We start from the raw sequence: 23,582 nt of genomic DNA, 5'->3' as shown, positions 1-23,582 counted from the left end.
AACTCCCGCCGCTACTGTTTGAACAGTAGGGACGAGAGTATTATACCCGTGGTGCCACCCTAATTGAAGCACGTATGCTTCCACTTTTTTAATAACGCTTAAATTTGCGTTCATCTCTACTAAGCGTATACGCCTTTCAAGTTGAAACCTACAGAGTGTCATTCAATCAGTCATCATGTAGAAATGTTTTCAGCCTAGGACATTTCTTCTCTTTCCATGTGTATCTCATTTACTCTCCTCTATCAACGGTTATATTCATATGTAAATATAAAATTACTATACGTTTGTTGAGTAGGATTGTCAAGTGCTCTAAGAGCGCTCAATTTGCTTCTTTAGTCGCTTTACATCTTGAAGTGAAATCCCAAACTCCGAAGCAAGCTCCATTGAAGTATTGTTTTGTTCTTTTGAAATAAAATCATGTAAATTTACGTTAAACAGTTGATTTGCACCATTTGTAACAGAATGTCCTTTTTCATTCATACGCATACGTATATCCCTCACATTCAATATGGATGTTTTACTTTTTATTGTTCCATATTGATGGGGTAGTTATACATATCCGAAACAGCTATTGATTCCAAATAAACATAAGAATGCTATTAACAATAATAACAATAGCCAATCCACTCGCAAGCATAGGATGCTTCAAATGACACAACGCCCAATCCAAAAACGATAATTTCTAACAATATATGTAAGGTGCCTTGTACTTCCCACTCTGCGTGTGGTCCTTCAAATAATGCCCATATGACAGCAACAATAATCGGAAGAATAATCGCAAGTGTAATTTTTATAGCCGTTATTGTTCCTATCCGAAATCCCCAGTACCCAACAACCCCAAGAACACATAACTCTAACATGAAACGTAAAGCTATATTGAATTCTTGAAGCATACTACACCTTTTATTCCCCTTTACAATCATCCTATGTTAAATGAACAAAACATAAAACAATGTATAAAAAAGAGAGGATCATATAATCCTCTCTTCTTGGGCAACACTATTTACTTTCTACAATTAAGGTCACCGGACCATCATTGATTAAAGAAACGTCCATCATTGCTCCGAACTGTCCTGTCTCCACATGTAGTCCTTGTTTACGAACTTCTTCATTAAAGAAATCATATAAACGCTCTGCGTAATCAGGTTTCGCAGCATCCATAAAGTTTGGACGTCTTCCTTTACGGCAATCTCCGTATAATGTAAATTGCGAAATTGATAGAACTTGTCCTTCTACATCAAGTACTGAATGGTTCATCTTTCCGCTCTCATCTTCAAAAATACGTAGGTTTGCAATTTTTTCTGCAATATACGTTGCATCTTTTTCTGTATCTTCATGCGTAATGCCAACTAGTAATGTTAAACCGAATGGAATTTGTCCTACAATCTCACCATCTACTGTGACAGACGCTTCCTTTGATCGTTGTAAAACAACTCTCATCTTTTCTACACTCCCTATTAATGCATCATGCGTCGTACGGCATAAATTTCTGGAACACGTTTAATGCGCTCTACTACTTTTTTCAAGTGCTGTAAGTTTCGAATAGAGATCGACATATTAATCGTTGCCATCTTATTACGATCACTTCTACCGGAAACGGCTGAGATATACGTCTTCGTTTCTGTAACAGCTTGTAATACTTCATTTAATAAACCACGACGATCATAGCCTGAAATTTCAATATCAACATTGTATTCAATTTCTTTTTCAGGGCTACCTTCCCAATCTACTTCTAGTAAACGCTCTACCGCTTCTTCTGTATGCACATTGACGCAATCGCAACGGTGAATTGATACGCCTCGACCTTTCGTAATATACCCAACAATATCATCGCCTGGAACTGGGTTACAGCATTTTGATAAACGAATTAACAAATTATCTGCACCACTTACCTTTACACCAGAATCCCATTTTCGAATTTTCATCGGTTTACGAACTTCTTTAACTTCAACGATTTCTTCTTCTTCACGTTGTTTACGGAACTTGTCCGTTAGTCGCGTAACAATTTGTGCAGCTGTAATTCCGTTGTATCCAACTGCTGCAAACATATCTTCTTCATTTGCAAAGTTAAACTTCTCAGCAACACGTTTTAAATTATCAAGTGCTAATACTTCTTTCATCTCATACTCTAAGCCACGCACTTCTTTTTCAACAAGTTCACGGCCTTTTTCAATATTTTCATCTCTACGTTGCTTCTTAAAGAATTGACGTATTTTATTTTTCGCATGAGATGTTTGAGCTAGCTTTACCCAATCTTGACTTGGGCCATACGAATGTTTCGATGTTAAAATTTCAATGATGTCACCAGTTTTCAGCTTATAATCAAGTGTCACCATTTTCCCGTTTACTTTTGCACCAATTGTTTTGTTTCCAATTTCCGAATGGACACGATATGCAAAATCAATTGGGACAGAGCCAAGAGGTAATTCCATTACATCGCCTTTCGGTGTAAAGACAAATACCATATCAGAGAACAAATCAATTTTTAATGATTCCATAAACTCTTCTGCATTAGAAGCTTCATTTTGCCATTCTAATATTTGACGGAACCATGTTAGTTTCTTCTCTAATGTACCCGTTGTTTCAGCCGCTTTACCTTCTTTATACGCCCAATGTGCCGCAATCCCGAATTCTGCAATTTCGTGCATTTCTTTCGTGCGAATTTGCACTTCAAGCGGATCACCTTTCGGCCCAATTACAGTCGTATGAAGAGATTGATATAGGTTTGCTTTCGGCATTGCAATATAATCCTTAAAACGACCCGGCATTGGCTTCCAGCACGTATGAATAATTCCAAGTACCGCATAACAATCTTTAATACTATTTACCACGACACGTACAGCTAATAGATCATAAATTTCATTAAATTGTTTATTTTGCAATGCCATTTTACGATAAATACTGTAAATATGCTTTGGTCTTCCAGAAATCTCAGGTTGAATTGCAACTTCTTTTAATTTCTCACGAATACCAGTCATTACTTCATCTAAATATTCTTCACGCTCTGCACGTTTACGCTTCATTAAATTCACAATACGATAATATTGCTGTGGGTTTAAATAGCGAAGTGACGTATCCTCTAACTCCCATTTAATAGTACTAATTCCGAGTCTATGTGCTAAAGGTGCAAAGATTTCTAACGTTTCATTTGCAATGCGACGCTGCTTCTCTTGAGGCAAATGTTTCAATGTACGCATATTATGAAGACGGTCAGCTAGTTTAATTAAAATAACTCGAATATCTTGAGCCATTGCGATAAACATTTTGCGATGGTTTTCGGCTTGTTGCTGCTCGTGAGATTTATATTTAATCTTTCCAAGCTTTGTAACACCGTCAACAAGCATAGCGATTTCTTTATTAAATTCCCGTTCAATATCTTCTAATGTAATTTCTGTATCTTCCACTACATCATGCAAGAAACCTGCCGATACTGTAGATGGATCCATGTGTAAATCAACTAAAATACCTGCAACTTGAATTGGGTGAATAATATATGGTTCACCCGATTTTCTATATTGTTCGCTATGTGCATCACGCGCATATTCATAGGCACGTGCCACTAGCTCAATATCTTCATCCGCTAAATATTGACTTGCTTTCTCGAGTACCTGTTCAGCTGTTAGTACTTGCTCATTTGCCATCGAATCACCTTTTATTGAAAATTGACTTTATCTTTATTAAGTAGAATAAATTATATTCTATCATTATAACCCAATGATTGTGAATTGTGAAAAGGAAAAGATTTTACTGACATTTCACCATGTTTTTTTGTGTAATTATACAAAAGTACCCGCTCCTCTCCAAGAGATTCACGGGTACTTTTTATCACCGTAGTTTTACCTATATAGTGATTAGTATTTTTCTAATACTAATACATCGTAACCATCTAGCATTTTACGACCATCTAAGTAAGTAAGCTCTACTAAGAATGCAATTCCTGCTACAACTCCGCCAAGTTCTTCAACTAGCTTAATTGTCGCTTCAATTGTTCCGCCTGTAGCTAATAGATCATCTGTAATTAATACGCGTTGACCTGGTTTAATTGCATCTTTATGAATTGTTAAAACATCCGTTCCATATTCTTTACCGTAGTCAACTGTAATTACTTCACGTGGTAATTTCCCTAATTTACGAACTGGTGCAAATCCTACTTCTAATGCATAAGAAACAGGGCAACCGATAATAAAGCCACGTGCTTCTGGCCCTACTACAACGTCGATATCTCTTTTTTTGGCATACTCAACGATTGCATCTGTTGCTGCTTTGTATGCTTTACCGTCGTTCATTAAAGGGGTAATGTCTTTAAACACAATACCTTCTTTTGGATAATCCGGTACAATTGCGATATGTTGCTTGAAATCCATATTTCTGAATCCTCCTCAGATATAAAAGGTTTGTAAATACAAATCCTTTACCCTAACTGTTCTACTTATTTATGATTACGAATCGTTTCAAACCATGTATATAGTTGCTGATATGTGCTATAAACCAATTCTTTCTCTAATTGTAAGTGGTTCATTTTCTCACGATATGTGTTCGATTCAATTAAATCACGCTTTTGTTTTTGTTCTGCCATAAAAATGACACCGTCTTTTATTGTAACAAATTCTAACTCAAAAAACACCTGTGTCATGAAATTTACTGTATCTTTTGACCATCCTTTATGACGACATAGTTGTTCCCCATATTGTCTTAACGAAAATGGTGCTTTTTGACTCAAGAAAGAATAGTACCATTTAAAGTGTTCCCTCGTTGGAACCGTACTAAATAAATGATTATTCTCTTGATAAAATAGCGTGTAAATTCGAGCTGGGAAGCCAGCCTTAAATACATCACCTAATTCATCTGTTCCTTTCGGCAAATCAAGTAGCACAATGTATTGATCATCTAAATGAGTTACCTCTGATGCATGCACAAGCTGTTCTTTGTAGTCTTCTAAAGAAAATTTATTCAATACCTCTTCAGAAAAATACACCATCGTTATTTTTTCTTTCGGAAGTTCCGCTAAATTCGCTTCTGCATTTCGCATACTACGCCAGTCAAACAACTGCCAAGCCTCTACCGCAATATCTTGTACCATTAACTGCGGCTTCTTAAAGTTATTCCATTCATTAATGGATGCTTCTCCTACTACAGAAACTTTTGCAACTGGTGAAATTTCTTTCGCATATGCACCAAATCCAAATCCAATTGTATCTAGCGTTGCTTGTCCGTCCCGAAGAGCCATTTTTAAATGAGATCCGTCTGATCCAATTGCACGAATGCTTTCTAAATCAGCATCTTTCACCGCAATACGCGGTTTCGGATTTCCAACACCAAACGGCGCTAACTTTTGCATCTCCGCAATTGCTGCAAGTGTTACATCCTCTACTTTACAAAATGCATCCACTGCTGTAATCGGAATAAAATCTTCTTCTGTTAAAATTACATCTGCTTGCTCATTTAACCTGCGTCTTAATTCATCCACATCGTTCATGTGCAGCGTCATTCCCGCCGCCATCGGATGACCTCCGAAATGCGGTAACAATTCACGGCAATCTGAAAGGTTTGCAAATAAATCAAATCCTGCAATACTACGTGCAGACCCTTTTGCTGTTTGCTTATCAGGATCAATACTTAACACAATTGTTGGACGATAATAACGCTCTACCAATTTAGAAGCGACAATTCCAATTACTCCTGGATTCCAACCTTCTTTTGCAAGTACTAGTACTTTATTTTCTTCAGGCGGAAATTTATTTTCGACTTCGGCGATAGCTTCTTCTGTAATTTGCTTTACAATATCTTTTCGAAGTGTGTTAAGCTCATCAATTTCTTCAGCTAGCTCTTTCGCTTCCTCTGGATCTTCTGATAATAGAAGGTGTACAGCAGGTGCTGCATCTTCCAAACGACCAACTGCATTAATACGAGGTGCGAGTAAGAATCCGATGCTTTCTTCAGTAATTTCACTTTGCGAAACGTTAGCAACTTTAAATAACGCCTTTAAACCGATATTTCGCGTCATTCGCATATGCTTCAGTCCACGCTGTACTAACAATCTATTTTCACCGTGAAGCGATACTAAATCGGCTACCGTACCAATTACTGCAATTTCCAATAAATGCTCTGGTACACGGCCCAAAAGTGCATGTGCAACTTTAAATGCAACACCAACACCCGCTAAATAATGAAACGGATAAACACCGCCCTCTAATTTCGGGTGAATAATCGCAAGCGCTTCTGGTAATTCTGGTGGTGGCTCATGGTGATCTGTAATAATAAGATCTATTCCAAGTTCCTTCGCTACCTTCGCTTCATGTACTGCTGCAATACCAGTATCGACAGTAATAATTAGCGAGAATCCTGCACTGTGCGCCCAACGAAACGCTTCTTCATTTGGCCCATAGCCTTCAGTAAAACGATTTGGAATATAAAACTCTACTTCTGCACCTAATTCTTGGAGAGCAAGATATAATACAGTCGTACTACTTACTCCGTCCGCATCATAATCGCCAAATATTAATATTTGTTCTCCATTTCCAATAGCTTTTTTCACACGTTCTACAGTCCGATCCATCCCTTCAAGTAAAAATGGATCGTGAAATTCTTGATCTGCTGTATTTAAAAAGTCTACAATCTTATCTTCTGTATTTAAGCCTCTGCCGAGAAATAATGAAGTCACAAGAGGTGATAGTTGCAATTTATTTGCTAATTCACTCACTAGTTCCTCATTATATTCTTTTTCTTTCCAACGCGTCTTCGGTTGTAACACGAAATCACCCCTTAACCTATCCATTATACAAGACAGATTAAGGGGTGACAATATAATGCAAACTACGATTCGACATCTATATAATTAAATATCCGTTATGTTTAATTTGGAGAATACGGATTAATATGTACAAAAACATTTTGTACGTTATCTTGTTTCATAAGTGTTTCTTTTACATGTTTTCCAATGCGGTGACCTTCTTCTACAGTGATATATGGATCTACAGATATTTTAATATCAACAATAACATAGTGGCCATGTTCCCTTGCATATAAAGAGCCTATCTTTTTCACACCTTCCACTTGAAAAACTGCTTCCCTAAGCGGAACAGCATCTTCTTCATGCAGAACATGATCGAGCGTTGCATGAATAGCTTCTGCTCCAATACTCCACGCCATCTTAGCAACGAGAATTGAAACAAATAATCCCGCAATTGGATCGGCATATACAAGCCAATCTATACCTAACTTACCGCCGATAATAGCTGCACAAATGCCGATTAAAGCTGCAATTGAAGAAAACACATCCGAACGATGTTCATATGCATTTGCAATAATTGCATCACTATTTATCCTCTTCCCTAATCGATATTTATACTGAAACATCCCTTCTTTCACTACAATCGAAAGAATAACTGCAAAAATTGTAATTCCTTTTGGTGGTTCTAAATCTTGTGAAAAAGCTTTTATAGACGAAATCGCTATCTCTATTCCAACAATAAATAATAATACCGCAACAATAATCGCTGAAATCGATTCCGCTTTACCATGACCATACGGATGATCTTCATCAGGCGGTTGCTTTGCTGCTCGTAATCCAAAAAGTACAGCTAACGAGCCAATTACATCTGATCCAGAATGCACCGCATCCGCTAAAAGTGCCTTACTGTTTCCAATATAACCAATTACCGCTTTTACAATCGCTAATATAATATTACCAACGATTCCGACAATAGCACCAAACTCGGCCTGTTTAAAACGTTCATCTTTTTCCATAATTAAAATCCCTTCTTTTCTTAACCTCTCTTTTTATCCCGCTTTAACAAGCAGTAAGACTCCCACTGATTAAAGTTTCACTTTATTGTAACAAAAACAAAGATAACATCACCACTTTCTTCCATTTACCCCCCTTAAAATAGGTGCTACTTTATTGTATCCGCAAACGAAAAAGAGATGCCTCATATAGAGACATCATCTTTTTATATGTTTTATTTTTTATACTTGCGGTTCAGATACTTCTTTCTCAACCTTCTTCTTGTTTTTGCCCTTTTTCAAACGGCGGTTTTCAAGCATTAACCAAATTTGAGAAGCAACGAAAATAGAAGAGTACGTACCTACAACTAATCCAATTAATAATGCAAGTGAGAAGTTACGCAGTGATTCACTACCAAAAATAAGTAGTGCGATTACTGGGAATAACACTGTTAACACTGTATTAATTGAACGACCAATTGTTTGACGAATACTTGCGTTTACGATTTCTTCTAGGTCTTTTATGTCGCGAACTCGTTTTTTCTGTTTGTATAACTCACGGTTTCTATCAAACGTAACGATTGAGTCATTGATAGAGTAACCAATAATCGTTAATACCGCAGCGATAAACGTTAAGTCTACCTCTATCTGGAAAAGACTAAATACAACAACCATAACGAATGCATCATGTAATAATGCGATTACTGCAGATACTGCGTACGTAAGACGGAAACGAATACTTACGTATAAAACGATTACTGCAGAAGCAATTAATACTGCGATAAATGCATTTCGTGCAATCTCTTTACCGATTGTCGGCGAAACTGTACTTACGTTTGGATCTGTACCATATTTATCGTGGAAGAATGTTTTTGTTTTCGCAATTTCATCTTTCGATAGAACACCTAATGTACGAACTGCGAAACCTTTATTATCATTACCAGTCGGTACAATATTTTCTTCTTTCACATCAATCTTCAGTTCGTTGAAGTCTTTATGAACGTCAGACACAGTAAGTGCTTGTTTTGATTGCAAGTCAATACGTGTACCACTTGCAAAGTCAATACCAAGATTCATTTTGAAAATCGGTAATATAATTGCCCCAGCAATTACGACTGCAATTGAGAATAAGAAAAATTTATGACCGATATTTACGAAGTTAATACGATCAAATTTAGTTGGTGGATGTACTACACCTTTTGTTAATGGAATAATATCCTTTTCCTTAACACCAAAGTAAGATGGTTTTTTATCGAAGTAACGACTCTTTACAAGTAAACCTAGTAAGAAACGAGTACCGAATACGTTCGTAATGAAACCGACTAAAATACTTACAATTAAACTTGTTGCGAATCCTTTTACAGAGCTATTACCGTAAGCGAATAAAACACCCGCTGCTGCAATAGTTGTAATGTTCGCATCTAAAATTGTCGATAATGAACGATGGTTACCAGCACGGAATGCTGACATCATCGACTTACCAATTTTAAGCTCTTCCTTCAATCTCTCGTACGTAATGATATTCGCATCAACTGCGATACCAACCCCGAGCACTAATGCCGCAATACCTGGCAACGTAAGAACTGCATGCATCCAGTTAAAGACAAGTAATGTAACGAAAATGTATAAACCTAACATAACAACCGCTACAATCCCTGGTAAACGGTAGAATACAAGCATGAATAAGAAGATAATAGCAATACCGATCGCACTAGCTAAAATCGTTTGCTCTAATGCTTGTTGACCAAATTTCGCTCCAACAGATGTTGAATACATTTCTTTTAAATCAACAGGAAGTGCACCTGCATTTAATAAAGATGAAAGTTCTTTCGCACTTTCAACTGTAAAGTTTCCACCTACGATAGATACTTCAGCTTGGTTAAATACTTGGCTTACTGTTGCTGCTGATAAATACTTCGGATTCTGTTTTGCATTCTGTTTTGCAGCTTCTGCTTTATACGAATCTTTTCCTTCTTCAAAATCAAGCCAAATTACCATCAAATTCGTTGGTGGTGGCATTTTTGAAATCTTTTCAGTTACTTCACGGAATTTATCAGCACTTTTTAGTGTAAGACCTACGCTCGCACGGCCTTGCTCGTCAAATGTTTGCTTTGCTCCGCCGCCTTTTAAATCCGCTCCATCCATAAGAAGGTTGTCATCCACATCACGGAATGTTAATTTCGCTTGTGTTGATAACATTTCGCGTGCTTTTTGCTGATCTTGTACACCAGCAAGCTGTACACGAATTCGATCTTCTCCTTCGATTTGAATGTTCGGCTCACTTACACCAAGAACATTGACACGATTTTCAAGAGCACCTACTGTACTTACAAGTGCATCACGATCGATTTTATCACCTTTTTTGGCTGGTTTTACTTCATACAGAATTTCAAAACCACCGCGAAGGTCTAGTCCTAGACTAATTCCTTTTGCTATGTCTTTTCCTGCCGCACCAATTACTCCACCAATTAATAAAACGATGAGGAAAAAGGCGGCAATTCTTGTACCACGCTTTGCCATATGTACCCTCTTTCTGCTACTAACACTTTAAATAAATCAATCGATTCACTTACAATAGACAAATTCCACACCTATGCGCCTGTCTAGTTAGTAGACTTCCTTTCTGTAAATTCCAGTGTTTTTTACTAGCTCACTACTAGCCATATAGGTAAACTTTCAGCTCTGTGCTTTATTCGTACAAACACACCCTATATCGGATTACATATTATTATTTTCCCTTTCACTACCTCCTTTACTTAAAATCTCTGACATAATTAATTCCTCTTTATCAATACCTATCATTATACTGCAAAAGGAAGAACAAACCAATTACAGTCGGTTATTTATTTTCATATTCATCAAACGACCAAAGTGGCGCTTGATATGCTTCAACAGTTAAATAATTCATATATTCATTAGTACTTACTCTTAATACATCATTTACTAATTCATATAACCTAACATCACTGTCTATCTTTTTCCACTTTTTCGCCTTGAGAAACTTCCAAATATCATTATCTGTCACTCGGTCGTAACCGAACAACTGAAACTCTTCTACTTTACTTTCTAAAACGACTTGTAACTGTCCGCGGTATGATTCTACCAAAGCCTCTTTATCCAACATATATAAACATCTCCTTCTTATTTCAGCACGAAAAGTCGCTTTTAATCCCGCTCTAATGGACAGTAATAACTTCTTTCAAGAGTACCATTCACACTTTACTCTCTTAAATGCTTGTCATTCTTGTCTCATACGTGCATATAAATTATTGTAAATCATTCCATTGATTTTGAGAAGGTAGGAGAAGAGTATGACGAGACAAAGCTTTTTAAAAGGTGCATTTATTTTAATGATAGCTGGCTTTATTACAAAAATCCTTGGATTTATTAACCGCATTGTAATGGCACGTATTTTAGGCGAAGAAGGCGTTGGCCTTTATATGATGGCTGTCCCCACCTTCATTTTAGCAATTACGCTAACACAAATTGGCCTGCCTGTTGCAATCGCAAAATTTGTAGCAGAAGCGGAAGCGGTGAACGATAAACAAAGAGTTAAAAAAATATTAACTGTCTCGCTAGCCGTTACATCCATTATTAGTATCATTTTAACAATTGGGATTATGCTACTCACACCTATTTTAGCAAAAACATTATTAACAGATGAAAGAACTTACTATCCATTAATGGCTATTTTACCTGTCGTCCCTGTTATTGCAGTTTCTTCCGTTTTACGTGGTTATTTCCAAGGGAAACAAAATATGAAGCCGAGCGCTTATGCTCAAGTCATAGAACAAGTTGTCCGCATTACAATTATCGCTGTATGCATTCGGTTATTTTTACCTTACGGCGTAGAATATGCCGCAGCCGGTGCCATGCTATCAGCTGTTCTTGGCGAAGTTGCATCTTTATTATTTTTACTTACTTTATTCCAACGCGAAAAACATTTATCTATACGCTCTGGATTTTTCACTACTGTCAAGGAGAGCAAAAATACATTTTATTCCCTTATGGACATTGCTTTACCAACTACAGGAAGCCGTTTAATTGGTTCCGTTTCTTATTTCTTTGAACCTATCGTCGTTATGCAAAGCTTAGCGATCGCCGGAGTTGCTGCTTCTGTCGCAACTCAGCAATACGGTATATTAAACGGATATGCGTTCCCGCTTCTATCACTGCCAGCCTTTATTACATATGCTCTTTCTACAGCACTCGTCCCATCAATTAGCGAGGCAATGGCAAAGAGACAACACAAATTAGTGGAACACCGATTACAACAAGCACTTCGAATTTCCTTAATAACCGGCGGATGGTCAGTCGTTATATTATATGTATTTGCTTCTCCAGTTTTAACTCTCATGTACGGCTCAGACAACGCGACAGCGTTCATTCAGCTTCTTGCACCTTGCTTTTTATTTCATTATTTCCAAAGTCCCCTTACATCTGTGTTGCAAGCTTTAAACTTAGCACGCGCTGCTATGATGAACACCTTTATTGGCGCCATCGTAAAATTAATCGTTATTTTCGCACTCGCTTCACGCCCAGAGTTCCAAATGATGGGCGTTGCCCTCGCCATCGCAGCAAATATAGTAACCGTAACATTCCTTCACTACGCCACTGTTTTAAAGAAAATTGCATTTACCATTTACGCAAAAGACTATATTTTCGGTGGAATTACTATCGGGATTGCTGGTACCTTCGGTTTTTATCTTCATAAGCATATCGTTTTTTCTCATTCACTTGGCGTACAAACATTATGGGAAATCACCTTAACAACAATCGTTTATATTGTTCTCCTCTTCGTTTTCAAACTCATTCGAAAAGAAGAATTAAGTCGTCTCCCTATCATTCGAAAACTTTCATTTTTGAAGTAAACTGGCTTGCCATTCAAAATGGTAAGCCTCTACTTTTCTTTCAAATCAACAAAAAATTGCCCATTTTGAAAACTACAATATAAAATCTGTTTCACATCTTTATAACCTAAGTTATTCAGTTTCTCAACGAGCCATTCATCTGTATGTTCGATCATTTGCAAATGATTGTATTGAATTTCTCCATCAATAATTAGTGGGAGTGTAAAAATTGGTGTATCATTTTTACTCTTTTTACTTTTTTGTTTTTGAAAGACAGATAACTTTCCAGATGCTTCTAAAATAGCGTATTCTACATCACGCACATCTCCGATTCCTTGCTCACGTAGTTGCATCAATAGATCATCCATGTTATATCGCTGCTTCCGCATCTTTTTTTCATCAATTTTACCTGCATTCACAAGAATCGCAGGCTCCCCTTCTATTAAATGCCGAAAACGCTGAAACTTTAAAGAAATGACCGACAAAACGATTTGTATACACATAAGAAAAGTCATTGGAACTAATTGATGCCAAAGTGATTTATCTGTATTTTCAATTGCCACTACAGCCATTTCACCGAGCATAATGAATACAACCAAATCTAATACACTTAATTCTCCAATTTCACGTTTACCCATAAGACGAAAAATAATTAAAATGATTGTATACAAAAGCATTGTTCGTCCGATTATTGATACCCATTCCATTTCTACATCCCCTTTTTTTACTTATAGGCTCCCCTACAAAAAAGAAACTAGTCTAACTTAAACAAAATGAAAATATGCTTGTATTAAAAAGGGGGAATGCATAATGGATGGAACGAAAAAATTATCGAGCGCAATCGGCTTCGGTATTATTACCCTATTAATCCTCGCATCTATTACAAGTATGATCATGGCTCTTTTATTAAAATTCACGAATATTAATGAAGGGACATTAGTAATTACTATTTTTATACTAGCACTTCTATCTATGCTTATGTCTGGATTTATTGCTGGTAAAAAGGCACAAGGAAAAGGTTGGTTAGTAGGTTTCACTACAGGACTCACATTCACTCTTCTCGTCTTTCTCGTTAACTATTTAGGCTTCTCTCAAACTTTATCGAACTCACAGTTACTCTACCAATTAGCATTAATGGGTGCGAGTACACTCGGAGGTATTTTCGGTGTAAATATGTCAAAACAAAATAAGTGAACTACCCGCCACTTAGTATCTCTTACGAGCTTACTTGAAGTGGGGGCTTCTCGGTTCATCGTTACTTTTGATAGCTAACGAATTTGTCTTAAGACAGCCGAGCTAACTCCCTTGTTCCAAAGGTTTGTTGCTATTTATGCCAACGCTAATAAGCGTATGGCTTCTTTTTTGATATTGATAGCTGCATTATAATCACGACTTATTGTTAGTCCACACGAGCACTCATATGTTCTTTCAGATAGTGACATTTCTTTTTTGTTTCCACAACAACTACACATCTTTGTAGAAGGAAACCATTTATCTATTTTTACAAGCTGTTTTCCTTGATCTTGTAGCTTATATGCTAAAAATGTCGTGAACATCCTCCAACCGTTGTCCGCAACACTTTTACCAAAGCGAAGTGCTCGTGACATTCCTTTCATATGTAAGTCTTCTATGGCTACAACGTCAAAATGAGTAGCCAATTCTTTAGACTTGTGATGAAGGAAATTTTTACGTTGATTGGCGACCTTTTCATGCAATTTAGCTACACGGATGCGTTGTTTATTCCAACGCGCTGAATCTTTCACACGTTTTGCTAATACTCGTTGCGCCTTTGCTAATCGGTCTAACATCTGACGATAAAAGCGAGGATAACCGGCTTTCTCATCTTCGCTACTCACGTACAATTCAGCCATTGCAAAGTCTAATCCAACTACACTTTCTACTTCTTTTTGAATGATTTCCTTTTCATATTCAGTCAAAACAGACACATAATACTTACCGGTTGGTGTCATCGAAATCGTGCATGATTTAATGATATGGTTTTGCGGAATCTCCCTATGTTGCTTTAGTCGCACTAATTTCAGTTTCGGTAATTTGATATAACCATGAAATAACATAATATTCCCGTTGACTCTATTCGTTGTATAAGATTTTCTACTTTTTCTACTTTTGAATGTAGGAAAATCACTTTGCCCACTAAAAAAATTCTTATAGGCAGTTTGCAAGTTTAGTTGAGCATTTGCCAACGCTAATGAATCGACTTCTTTCAACCATTCATACTCCACTTTGTATTTTGCAGGAGTAGGGAATTTTTGTTTCTTCAGTTCTTCCTTGTTCTCTTTGTACTTTTCGTATACTTCTTTCCGTTCAGTCAGCATTTTGTTATACACAAAGCGTACACACCCGAAAGTTTTACGTATCAAATTTGCTTGTTCTTCTGTTGGATACAGATGAAATTTGTACGCCTTATTATGCTTTGTCATATCCGTTCATCTCACCTTTCGCCTTCATTTCCCATAAACGGTTCTACTTTATCTATGGCGGTGATAACACAACATGAACACTGCATGATTATCTACTTTCATTGTTATACCAAACTTTACCTCTTATAAGGCTGATTATAGCAGAGGCGAAATAAATAGGAAAACCAATTTTTTGGCTACGCCAAACCGAAATTCATCTCCCACCTACCGTTGGACTATCGTCCTTCACACGCTTGAGGAAGGAGACTTATTTCGGATAATGCGTAAAAAAAGGCCCTGCACATTTCATGCAGGGCCTTCATCATTAGTTTTTCACAACTTCACGAATCGCATTGCGATCGAAAGTTAAGTGTGAACCACCAGATTTAACAACGATTGAAGTTTCATCTACTGATTCGATTGTACCGTGTAAGCCACCGATTGTTACGATAGCATCACCTTTTTTGATTTCATTTTGCATTTGAGCAACTGCTTTTTGACGCTTTTGCTGCGGGCGAATTAATAAGAAATAGAAAATCGCAAACATCGCAACAATCATAACGATATTCATCATACCTGGATTCATCTTGTGTTCCTCCTTTTAAATTATGTATTAGAAGTTTTTAGCATTCGGTTTATTAAAGCCATACTGTTCAAAGAACTCTTCGCGGAAATCGCCAAGACGGTCTTCACGAATAGCTTGTCTCACCTGCTCCATTAAGTTTAACAGAAAATGAAGGTTGTGATAAGACGTTAAACGAATTCCGAACGTTTCATCACATTTCATTAAGTGACGAATATACGCACGAGAGTAATTTTTACATGTGTAACAATCACAGTTTGGATCAAGCGGACCGAAGTCTCTAGCAAATTTCGCATTTTTCACAACTAAACGACCTTCACTTGTCATACATGTACCATTTCGAGCGATACGAGTTGGAAGTACACAGTCAAACATATCAACACCGCGAATTGCACCATCAATTAACGAGTCAGGAGAACCTACTCCCATTAAGTAACGGGGTTTATTATCTGGAAGAAGTGGTGTTGTAAACTCAAGAACACGATTCATAATATCCTTCGGCTCACCAACAGATAGACCGCCTATAGCATAGCCAGGGAAGTCCATTGAAACAAGATCTTTCGCACTTTGGCGACGAAGCTCTTCAAACTCCCCGCCCTGCACAATACCGAATAAACCTTGGTCTTGTGGACGTTCATGCGCCTTTAGGCAACGCTCTGCCCAGCGGCTTGTACGCTCTACAGACTTCTTCATGTATTCAAAAGTAGCAGGGAACGGTGGACACTCATCAAATGCCATCATGATATCTGAACCTAATGCATTTTGAATTTCCATCGCTTTTTCTGGTGATAAGAATAATTTATCTCCATTTAAGTGGTTACGGAAATGAACACCTTCTTCTTCAATACGGCGGAAGTCACTTAAGCTAAATACTTGGAAACCACCAGAATCCGTTAAGATTGCACGATCCCAGTTCATAAACTTATGCAAGCCACCTGCTTCACGAATAATTTCGTGGCCTGGACGTAGCCATAAATGATACGTATTGCTTAAAATAATGCCAGAATCCATCGCTTTTAATTCTTCTGGTGACATCGTTTTAACTGTTGCAAGTGTACCAACTGGCATAAATGTTGGTGTATCAAATGAACCGTGTGGCGTATGCACTCGACCTAAACGCGCACCCGTTTGTTTACAAGTTTTAATAAATTCATACCGAATTGCTGTCATAATTTACTCCTTTTATTTGTTTCTCATTTTAGCGTGAGATGCAACGAACATCGCATCACCAAAGCTAAAGAAACGATATTTTTCTTTTACTGCTTCATTATAAGCATGAAGTACATTATCTCTATTTGAAAATGCACTTACAAGCATAATTAATGTTGATTTCGGCAAATGGAAGTTTGTAATTAAACCATCAATTGCTTTAAACTCATATCCTGGGTACATAAAAATATCTGTCCAGCCAGAAGCGGCGCAAAGCTTACCACTATGATCTGTCGCAATCGTTTCTAACGTACGAGTTGATGTCGTACCTACAGTAATAATACGTCCGCCATTCTCTTTCACACGATTTAATAGGGCAGCAGTCTCTTCAGACATATGGTAATACTCTGCGTGCATATGATGCTCTTCAATCGTATCTGCAGAAACTGGTCTAAATGTTCCAAGTCCTACATGGAGTGTAATGAATGCTAATTGAACGCCTTTTTGCTTCAATTTCTCGAGTAACTCTTCTGTAAAGTGAAGTCCAGCCGTTGGTGCTGCTGCTGAACCGATTTCCTTCGCATATACCGTTTGATAACGATCGCGATCTTCTAGCGTCTCTTTAATATATGGAGGAAGTGGCATTTCTCCAAGTTCGTCTAAAATTTCATAAAAGATGCCGTCATATGAAAACTCAAGTTGACGCCCACCTTGATCTGCTGTTCCAATGCAAGTTGCTTTTAACTTTCCTTCACCAAAAGAGATGACAGTTCCCTCTTTTATACGCTTCGCTGGCTTTACAAGCGTTTCCCACTTATCGCCTTCTTCTTGTTTCAAAAGAAGTACTTCAATGTGTGCACCTGTATCTTCTTTCACACCGTGCAAGCGAGCAGGCATAACTTTCGTTTCATTTAAAACTAAGCAATCCCCCTCATGTAAGTAAGAAAGAATGTCCGTAAAATGTTTATGCTCAATATCTCCTGTTTCACGGTCTAACATCATCAATCTTGATGTTTCACGCTCTTCAAGCGGAATTTGTGCAATGAGCTCTTCTGGTAAATGAAAATCAAACAGATTAATATCCATAACTGTATCCACCTATTTCTTATTTGAATCGATTTATTATATACATAATAAAAGATAATGCAATACTTAACACAATACAGGTAATGATAGGAAAATAAAAGGTAACGTTTCCTTTTTTCACAAAAATATCGCCTGGAAGCCTTCCAATGAACTTCCAAGCTAATCCAACAACAATGAGTAAAATACCCGCTGTAATAAGCAGCTTTGGCATCTCCGTCATACTTTTGGCATCTCCATTCCGAAATGCTCATATGCGAGCGGTGTTACGATCCGGCCTCTTGGCGTTCTTTGTAAAAAGCCCATTTGTAATAAATACGGCTCATACACATCTTCAATCGTATGCGATTCTTCTCCAATCGTTGCTGAAACGGTTTCTAATCCAACTGGACCACCGCGGAACTTTTCAATAATACCAAGCAGTAATTTATGATCGATATGATCAAGTCCTAATTTATCTACTTGTAATAGTTCTAACGCCATTTGTGTAATTTCCATCGCAATCGTTCCGTCACTGCGAACTTGCGCGAAGTCACGTACACGTCGTAATAGACGATTCGCAATACGAGGTGTACCACGGGCACGTCTTGCAATTTCTAATGCAGCTAACGAATCTATTTCAACTTCAAACACTTCCGCTGTACGTTCTACAATCGCAGAAAGCTGATCTACTGTATAGTACTCTAATCGTGAAAGTACACCAAAACGGTCACGAAGTGGTGCTGATAATGCACCTGCACGCGTCGTTGCCCCAACTAGCGTAAATGGAGGTAAGTCTAGACGTACAGAGCGAGCTGACGGTCCTTTCCCAATAACGATATCAAGGCAAAAGTCTTCCATCGCTGGGTATAACACTTCTTCAATAGATCTATGCAAACGATGAATTTCATCAATAAATAATACATCCCCAGGCTGAAGTGCTGTTAATACAGCCGCTAAATCTCCTGGTCTTTCAATTGCGGGACCTGACGTTGTTCGAATGTTAACACCCATTTCATTGGCAATAATATTCGCAAGCGTCGTTTTACCAAGTCCAGGTGGTCCATATAAAAGTACGTGATCTAACGTTTCTTCACGCATTTTCGCCGCTTCAATAAACACTTCTAAATTATGTTTCGCTTTATCTTGGCCAATATACTGACGGAGCGTCTGTGGCCGTAATGAATACTCTAAATCCGCATCTTCGTATCCAGATTCCCCTGAAAGGAGACGTTCGTCCATTATACTCACCTCTTACCATTTAGTAACAGACTAAGTGCCTTTTTAATATACTGATCCGTTGTAAGTGATTCTTTTAATAATTCTGGTACAACGCGAGAAACTTCTCTCTCCGCGTAACCAAGTGCTCTTAGTGCTTCAAGCGCCTCATCAAGCTCAGTTGATGAACCTTTCTTCTGATCAAAACTTTCGACATCTGAGAATAGATCAACAAATGCATCTGGTACGACATCTGCCAGTTTTCCTTTTAAGTCTAAAATCATTTGGCGTGCCGTTTTCTTTCCGACACCTGGGAATTTCACTAAAAACTTCTCATCTTCATGTTCAATCGCTTGAACAACCTGTCCTGTTTGACCAGAAGCTAAAATTGCAAGAGCGCCTTTCGGTCCAATGCCCGATACACCTAACAATTTTGTAAATAATGAACGCTCTTCACGTGTTTTAAATCCGTAAAGTGCCATAATATCTTCTCTCACATAATGATATGTATAGACACGAATTTCTTGCTTACTTCTTTGAAATACATACGGATTTGGTGTGAAAATTTGATAACCAATTCCATTATGATCAATTACGACATATTCCGGTCCTACATACTCCACGTAACCTGTAACATATTCAAACAAAATACGATCTCTCCCTCTCAAATCATGTATTCCATTTTAACATATTTAACAAGAGAAAAGCGAGACTACCCCAACAAACGTTCCCTATTTGGAATTTCCGTTTTTTTCTATTGACATAAAGACAGAAAGAACATTACTATACAGAAGTCGATAATGATTATCAATACTAATTAAAGGGGTTACATCGGGATGAAACGCAAATTATCTATTTTATTTACTATCATGCTAGTTGTTCTTTCTATTGTTGGCTGTTCTTCTCAAAAAGAAGAATCAAAAACAAAAGAACAACCGAAAACGAAAGTTGTAAAACACGCTAAAGGGGAAGCAACAATTCCAGTTAATCCAAAGAGAATTGTTGACTTATCTGGATCAACAGAGGAATTATTAATCCTTGGACATAAACCTGTTGGCACAGCAAACACATATAAAGATAAAATCCAAAATCACTTAACAGACAAGCTAGACGGAGTAAAAGCAGTCGGCTGGTACTGGGCACCTAAAGTTGACCTAGAGGCTGTTACTGCTTTAAAACCAGACTTAATTATTTTAAACAATCGTCAATTGAAAATTTATGATCAACTAGAAAAAGTTGCACCGACAGTTGTTCTAGAAACAAATCTAGAAGACTGGCGCGGTAAGTTTAAAGAAGTAGGTAAACTATTTGACGAAGAAAAGAAAGCAGACAAATGGATTGCAGACTACGATAAAAAAGCAGATTCTTTATCTAAAAAAATTATAGAGAAAACAAAAGATGAGAACTTTATGTTCGTTGCAGTTACACCACAAAACTTCCGTGTATACGGTAGCTTCGGATACGGTGACATCATCTTTAACGACTTAAAACTTCCAGCAACAAAAGGTACAGATTTAAAACAAACGATGGCACAAGTATCACTAGAAGGGCTTGTTGCATTCCAGCCTGATCAAATGTTCATTGTAAACTTCGGCGGCGAAGCTGATAAAGCGTACGAAGACTATAAGAACAGCGCTGTTTGGAAAGATAATAAAGCAGTAAAAAACAATCACGTATATGAAGTATCAAACGAAGTCTTCAATACGAAAGCATTCAATCCAATCGGAAAAGACATGCTAATTGATGAAATCGCAAAACAAATTTTAGCTAAGAATAAATAAGAAAAAAAGCAGCTCACCCTGAGCTGCTTTTTTTCTTATTTTGCACTGCGTACTGCTTCATTTTTTCGATTGTCTTTACAAAACCTTCTTTTGATTTTATGCGAATACCACGTTTCAATTTCGCACGCTCATAACTTTCAAGCTTTTTCATATCAATTTGAAAGAAGGAATGGATCGCGTTATCACTTTTCGGTACCCCTTTGAAAATTTGCAATATCCCTTCCTCTGAAACACCAAAATAACCGCTCGTTTTCAGTAAAGGAGAAATATCATCAACTTTCTTTTGTAATACGATTTGCACATCATCACGATCAACAAGTTGCCACTCTTTATATTGCTGTAAAAACTTTTCTAAATCCGCTACTTTTTCTGTAAATATTTCTTCACTTACTTCGCCATCAACATACATACGCTCTAATAAAATTGTAACTTGAGGTTCTTTTTCCGTTACTTCTGCCCTCACATCGGATCCATAAGCTAAGCAAAACGTCATAACGAAAGCTTGCAATGCAATTAGTATCCATTTCATTTCCGTTCACCTCTTCTAGGCAAAATCATACTTTCATTTGTAGCTTTTCCGGAAATGGGGGTTTTATCCATATAAACAATAGCATTAAATTTCTAAGGAAAATAAAAAATGCAGATAAGGGTTAATCCTCATCTGCATGTATCATTTACTTTTATATAAAATGAAAGACGCCTGCAAAGCAGGCGTCTTGATGCGTTTACGGCGAGAAACCAGGCGACCACATTCGCGTGTTTAGCACTTAAGCATATCTCTCGACTTACGTAAATTAGCTCATCGCTTTGCTAATATAACATTAATAAGATAGAAGCGCAACATGTTTCTAAACATATTTTTCTTCCTCTTTTCATCCAATCGAAATTTATGTAAATTATAAATTGATTAGTGTAATATATACATTACAATTAATGCTATAAATATAAACAGGAGATGGATATTGTGAAAAAAATAAAGGATGAACGTCTCATTCTTCAAACATTAAAAAATATACGTATTGTCTTTATTTTTCAATACATTGGCGTAATTGGAATTTTAGGCTATATCGGATTCACTGAAGGAATTGATCAAATTACGAAATCTCCATTGTGGCTATTATTTATGCTTACGAGTATTTTACTTGCTTATTTACAGTTAAGCGTTTCAATTGATGTGGAAGAAGGCAAAAAGGAAATAAAATTAACTCCTTATTACAAGCTTGTCTTACGCTCTCTTATTGTAGGAACTATTATGATTATTATTTATATCATTTTCAGTCCAGAAAGACCTCTGTTTGAAGCACTTCTAACAGGTAGTGTTTTCTTCATATGCTTTTTAGTTTCTTATTCCATTAGTTATTTCATCAAAAAACGTCGTTTACAAGATGAAGAAGAATAAAGAGGAAGGGCTAAGCCCCTCCTCTTTTGTTTTGCTATCGCACTGTACCAGTTAATCCATAACGAATATCTCGGAACATATTTGTTATGTCACGATTAAAATCGTTTGTAACTGTGCCGTTACGTAGACGTGTACTCATTGCATCCACACGAGTAAACATGTCATTTCTTACAGAAACATAAACATTTCTATTTCCAACTTCATTCGCAACAGCTTGACGAATTTCGTTTGCCATTGCTGTTTCATCTGTCGCTGAATTACGTGGCTTTACCGCAATCGCTACATCGTTTCCATATACAACTGTAGAAACTCGATCTACGTTATTCATACGTTTTACACGATTCGTAATTTTCTCCGCAGTTTTACCATCATTGTTAATGTATGAATTGTTCATTGTAATATTACGAGTTGGGTGCGGATTAGCAATTTGCCCATTATAATTTACATCACGATAATAGTTGGATCCTGCGTCATTACGACCGTTTCTATATGTTACATAATCTGTAGAACGATCGTTACGCGTTACATTATCATTATATCGGTGTGTATCATTATAAGATGTACGCTCGTAATTATAGTTACGTCCATCCATCGCATTATTATCTTTTGGTGTACCACATGCAGCTAATGCACTGGTAACTAACAAAGAAGCAGCAATAACTTTTACTTTCGTATTCAATACAAAAACCCCCCTTGTTAGAATGAACTTCTCTTTCGAAAAGCTCCCCCTTATGATGAGTAACAGAGAGGTTTTTTACACTGTTAATATTTCACTAGGAATTTTCTAGCACTTAATGTAAATTCACCATATTCCTGACTATCACGAATACAAAAAAGGCGGGAATAACCCCACCTTTTTTAAACTTCCTCTTCATCCTCTTCTTCTGAAACTGGTTCTCCAAATACATTTGGTGGATCTGGCTGATAATACATCGTTCCTGGCTGCGGTGCATATGCTGGCTGAGTCGGTTGATAATATAAAGGATTGGCGTATTGTGGTCCACCCGGTTGCGGACTATATAACCTACTCTCTCCTCCGCATCCACAATCTTCTTCCCCTTGCACGAGTGGTGGCATATTATTATCCATTGGCATCATATTTGGATTTGGCATAGAAGTATATTGTGGCGGCATTTGATTGTATGGATTTTGTTGCTGATAATGCGGATATGGCGGCATCATTGGCTGTTGATACGGCATTTGATATGGCATCATATTCGGTGGTTGGTTGTTATCCATTATTGGCATCATGTTCGGCATTTGATTGTTATCCATTATTGGCATCATGTTCGGCATTTGATTGTTATCCATTATCGGCATCATGTTCGGCATTTGATTGTTATCCATTATCGGCATCATGTTTGGCATTTGATTGTTATCCATTATCGGCATCATGTT

Annotated in this window: 22 protein-coding genes, 2 pseudogenes and 1 other annotated feature; of the genes and pseudogenes, 4 read left to right on the top strand and 20 right to left on the bottom strand. The window is 37.3% G+C overall.

Annotated elements, in window-relative coordinates; translation table 11 throughout:
- Positions 1-24: 24 nt before the first annotated feature.
- Positions 25-255, bottom strand: a binding site (T-box leader).
- Positions 256-309: 54 nt separating this feature from the next.
- From CQZ94_RS31100 to CQZ94_RS04165, 9 genes and pseudogenes are all read right to left on the bottom strand, one after another.
- Positions 310-486: a hypothetical protein gene (locus CQZ94_RS31100; protein WP_002015300.1), complete on the bottom strand. Its 177-nt coding sequence runs from the start codon at positions 484-486 to the stop codon at positions 310-312.
- A gap of 82 nt (positions 487-568) precedes the next feature.
- Positions 569-893, bottom strand: a pseudogene (locus CQZ94_RS04200) (YrdB family protein).
- Positions 894-999: 106 nt separating this feature from the next.
- Positions 1,000-1,440 (bottom strand): D-tyrosyl-tRNA(Tyr) deacylase, encoded by a 441-nt coding sequence (locus tag CQZ94_RS04195; protein WP_098777243.1) that lies wholly within the window; start codon positions 1,438-1,440, stop codon positions 1,000-1,002.
- Between the two features lie 17 nt (positions 1,441-1,457).
- Positions 1,458-3,641: a GTP diphosphokinase gene (gene relA / locus CQZ94_RS04190; protein WP_105584402.1), complete on the bottom strand. Its 2,184-nt coding sequence runs from the start codon at positions 3,639-3,641 to the stop codon at positions 1,458-1,460.
- 210 nt (positions 3,642-3,851) lie between these two features.
- A complete protein-coding gene (locus tag CQZ94_RS04185; RefSeq protein WP_000346222.1) occupies positions 3,852-4,364 on the bottom strand; it encodes an adenine phosphoribosyltransferase in 513 nt (170 codons plus the stop codon).
- 65 nt (positions 4,365-4,429) lie between these two features.
- Positions 4,430-6,751: a single-stranded-DNA-specific exonuclease RecJ gene (recJ, locus tag CQZ94_RS04180; RefSeq protein ID WP_105584401.1), complete on the bottom strand. Its 2,322-nt coding sequence runs from the start codon at positions 6,749-6,751 to the stop codon at positions 4,430-4,432.
- 101 nt (positions 6,752-6,852) lie between these two features.
- On the bottom strand, positions 6,853-7,746 hold the full coding sequence (locus CQZ94_RS04175) for a cation diffusion facilitator family transporter (RefSeq protein ID WP_002160383.1): 894 nt from the start codon (positions 7,744-7,746) through the stop codon (positions 6,853-6,855).
- A gap of 219 nt (positions 7,747-7,965) precedes the next feature.
- Positions 7,966-10,242, bottom strand: coding sequence for a protein translocase subunit SecDF (gene secDF, locus CQZ94_RS04170; protein ID WP_105584400.1), 2,277 nt, complete (start codon positions 10,240-10,242; stop codon positions 7,966-7,968).
- A 319-nt stretch (positions 10,243-10,561) separates the two neighbouring features.
- Positions 10,562-10,846, bottom strand: coding sequence for a post-transcriptional regulator (locus tag CQZ94_RS04165; RefSeq protein ID WP_002015311.1), 285 nt, complete (start codon positions 10,844-10,846; stop codon positions 10,562-10,564).
- A 187-nt stretch (positions 10,847-11,033) separates the two neighbouring features.
- Between CQZ94_RS04165 and spoVB the strand changes: the two genes are divergently transcribed.
- Positions 11,034-12,593, top strand: coding sequence for a stage V sporulation protein B (spoVB, locus tag CQZ94_RS04160; RefSeq protein ID WP_105584399.1), 1,560 nt, complete (start codon positions 11,034-11,036; stop codon positions 12,591-12,593).
- A 29-nt stretch (positions 12,594-12,622) separates the two neighbouring features.
- On the opposite strand, the gene CQZ94_RS04155 is transcribed toward spoVB, so the two are convergent.
- A complete protein-coding gene (locus CQZ94_RS04155; RefSeq protein WP_105584398.1) occupies positions 12,623-13,279 on the bottom strand; it encodes a DUF421 domain-containing protein in 657 nt (218 codons plus the stop codon).
- Positions 13,280-13,382: 103 nt separating this feature from the next.
- Between CQZ94_RS04155 and CQZ94_RS04150 the strand changes: the two genes are divergently transcribed.
- The gene (locus CQZ94_RS04150) at positions 13,383-13,766 is read left to right on the top strand and encodes a TIGR04086 family membrane protein (protein WP_105584397.1); all 384 of its coding nucleotides are present in this window, start codon (positions 13,383-13,385) and stop codon (positions 13,764-13,766) included.
- A gap of 134 nt (positions 13,767-13,900) precedes the next feature.
- On the opposite strand, the gene CQZ94_RS04145 is transcribed toward CQZ94_RS04150, so the two are convergent.
- The 7 genes from CQZ94_RS04145 to ruvA all read right to left on the bottom strand — a co-directional run bounded on the left by CQZ94_RS04145 (position 13,901) and on the right by ruvA (position 19,651).
- Positions 13,901-15,013 carry an RNA-guided endonuclease TnpB family protein gene (locus tag CQZ94_RS04145; protein WP_105584396.1) on the bottom strand — a complete coding sequence of 371 codons (1,113 nt, stop codon included), beginning with the start codon at positions 15,011-15,013 and terminating at the stop codon, positions 13,901-13,903.
- A gap of 304 nt (positions 15,014-15,317) precedes the next feature.
- On the bottom strand, positions 15,318-15,578 hold the full coding sequence (yajC, locus tag CQZ94_RS04135) for a preprotein translocase subunit YajC (RefSeq protein ID WP_087982119.1): 261 nt from the start codon (positions 15,576-15,578) through the stop codon (positions 15,318-15,320).
- Positions 15,579-15,605: 27 nt separating this feature from the next.
- Positions 15,606-16,745, bottom strand: a complete 1,140-nt coding sequence (tgt, locus tag CQZ94_RS04130; protein ID WP_000125359.1) for a tRNA guanosine(34) transglycosylase Tgt — start codon at positions 16,743-16,745, stop codon at positions 15,606-15,608.
- A 12-nt stretch (positions 16,746-16,757) separates the two neighbouring features.
- Positions 16,758-17,810 (bottom strand): tRNA preQ1(34) S-adenosylmethionine ribosyltransferase-isomerase QueA, encoded by a 1,053-nt coding sequence (gene queA / locus CQZ94_RS04125; protein WP_105584395.1) that lies wholly within the window; start codon positions 17,808-17,810, stop codon positions 16,758-16,760.
- Between the two features lie 19 nt (positions 17,811-17,829).
- Positions 17,830-18,030: a DUF2905 domain-containing protein gene (locus CQZ94_RS04120; protein ID WP_000138161.1), complete on the bottom strand. Its 201-nt coding sequence runs from the start codon at positions 18,028-18,030 to the stop codon at positions 17,830-17,832.
- A complete protein-coding gene (gene ruvB / locus CQZ94_RS04115) occupies positions 18,027-19,028 on the bottom strand; it encodes a Holliday junction branch migration DNA helicase RuvB (protein WP_105584394.1) in 1,002 nt (333 codons plus the stop codon). The genes CQZ94_RS04120 and ruvB overlap by 4 nt, the downstream gene beginning before the upstream one ends.
- Positions 19,029-19,033: 5 nt before the next feature.
- Positions 19,034-19,651: a Holliday junction DNA helicase RuvA gene (ruvA, locus tag CQZ94_RS04110; RefSeq protein ID WP_105584393.1), complete on the bottom strand. Its 618-nt coding sequence runs from the start codon at positions 19,649-19,651 to the stop codon at positions 19,034-19,036.
- Positions 19,652-19,840: 189 nt separating this feature from the next.
- Between ruvA and CQZ94_RS04105 the strand changes: the two genes are divergently transcribed.
- Entirely contained in the window at positions 19,841-20,785 is a 945-nt protein-coding gene (locus CQZ94_RS04105; protein ID WP_105584392.1) for an iron-hydroxamate ABC transporter substrate-binding protein, read from the top strand.
- 13 nt (positions 20,786-20,798) lie between these two features.
- Here CQZ94_RS04105 and CQZ94_RS04100 read toward each other — a convergent pair whose 3' ends face one another.
- On the bottom strand, positions 20,799-21,314 hold the full coding sequence (locus tag CQZ94_RS04100; RefSeq protein WP_105584391.1) for a BofC C-terminal domain-containing protein: 516 nt from the start codon (positions 21,312-21,314) through the stop codon (positions 20,799-20,801).
- 426 nt (positions 21,315-21,740) lie between these two features.
- Here CQZ94_RS04100 and CQZ94_RS04095 point away from each other — a divergent pair, with 426 nt between their 5' ends.
- Positions 21,741-22,184 (top strand): branched-chain amino acid ABC transporter substrate-binding protein, encoded by a 444-nt coding sequence (locus CQZ94_RS04095; RefSeq protein WP_105584390.1) that lies wholly within the window; start codon positions 21,741-21,743, stop codon positions 22,182-22,184.
- A gap of 34 nt (positions 22,185-22,218) precedes the next feature.
- Here CQZ94_RS04095 and CQZ94_RS04090 read toward each other — a convergent pair whose 3' ends face one another.
- Both CQZ94_RS04090 and exsA read right to left on the bottom strand, forming a co-directional pair.
- Positions 22,219-22,863, bottom strand: a complete 645-nt coding sequence (locus CQZ94_RS04090) for a YhcN/YlaJ family sporulation lipoprotein (RefSeq protein WP_016106224.1) — start codon at positions 22,861-22,863, stop codon at positions 22,219-22,221.
- A 179-nt stretch (positions 22,864-23,042) separates the two neighbouring features.
- Positions 23,043-23,582 (bottom strand): annotated as a pseudogene (gene exsA, locus CQZ94_RS31620) (spore coat assembly protein ExsA); the annotation flags it as partial.

Source organism: Bacillus sp. MYb209, from assembly GCF_002975175.1.
Taxonomy (GTDB): domain Bacteria; phylum Bacillota; class Bacilli; order Bacillales; family Bacillaceae_G; genus Bacillus_A.
Note: the sequence above shows the minus strand (reverse complement) of the source record. Positions and strands in the feature narration are given on the sequence as shown.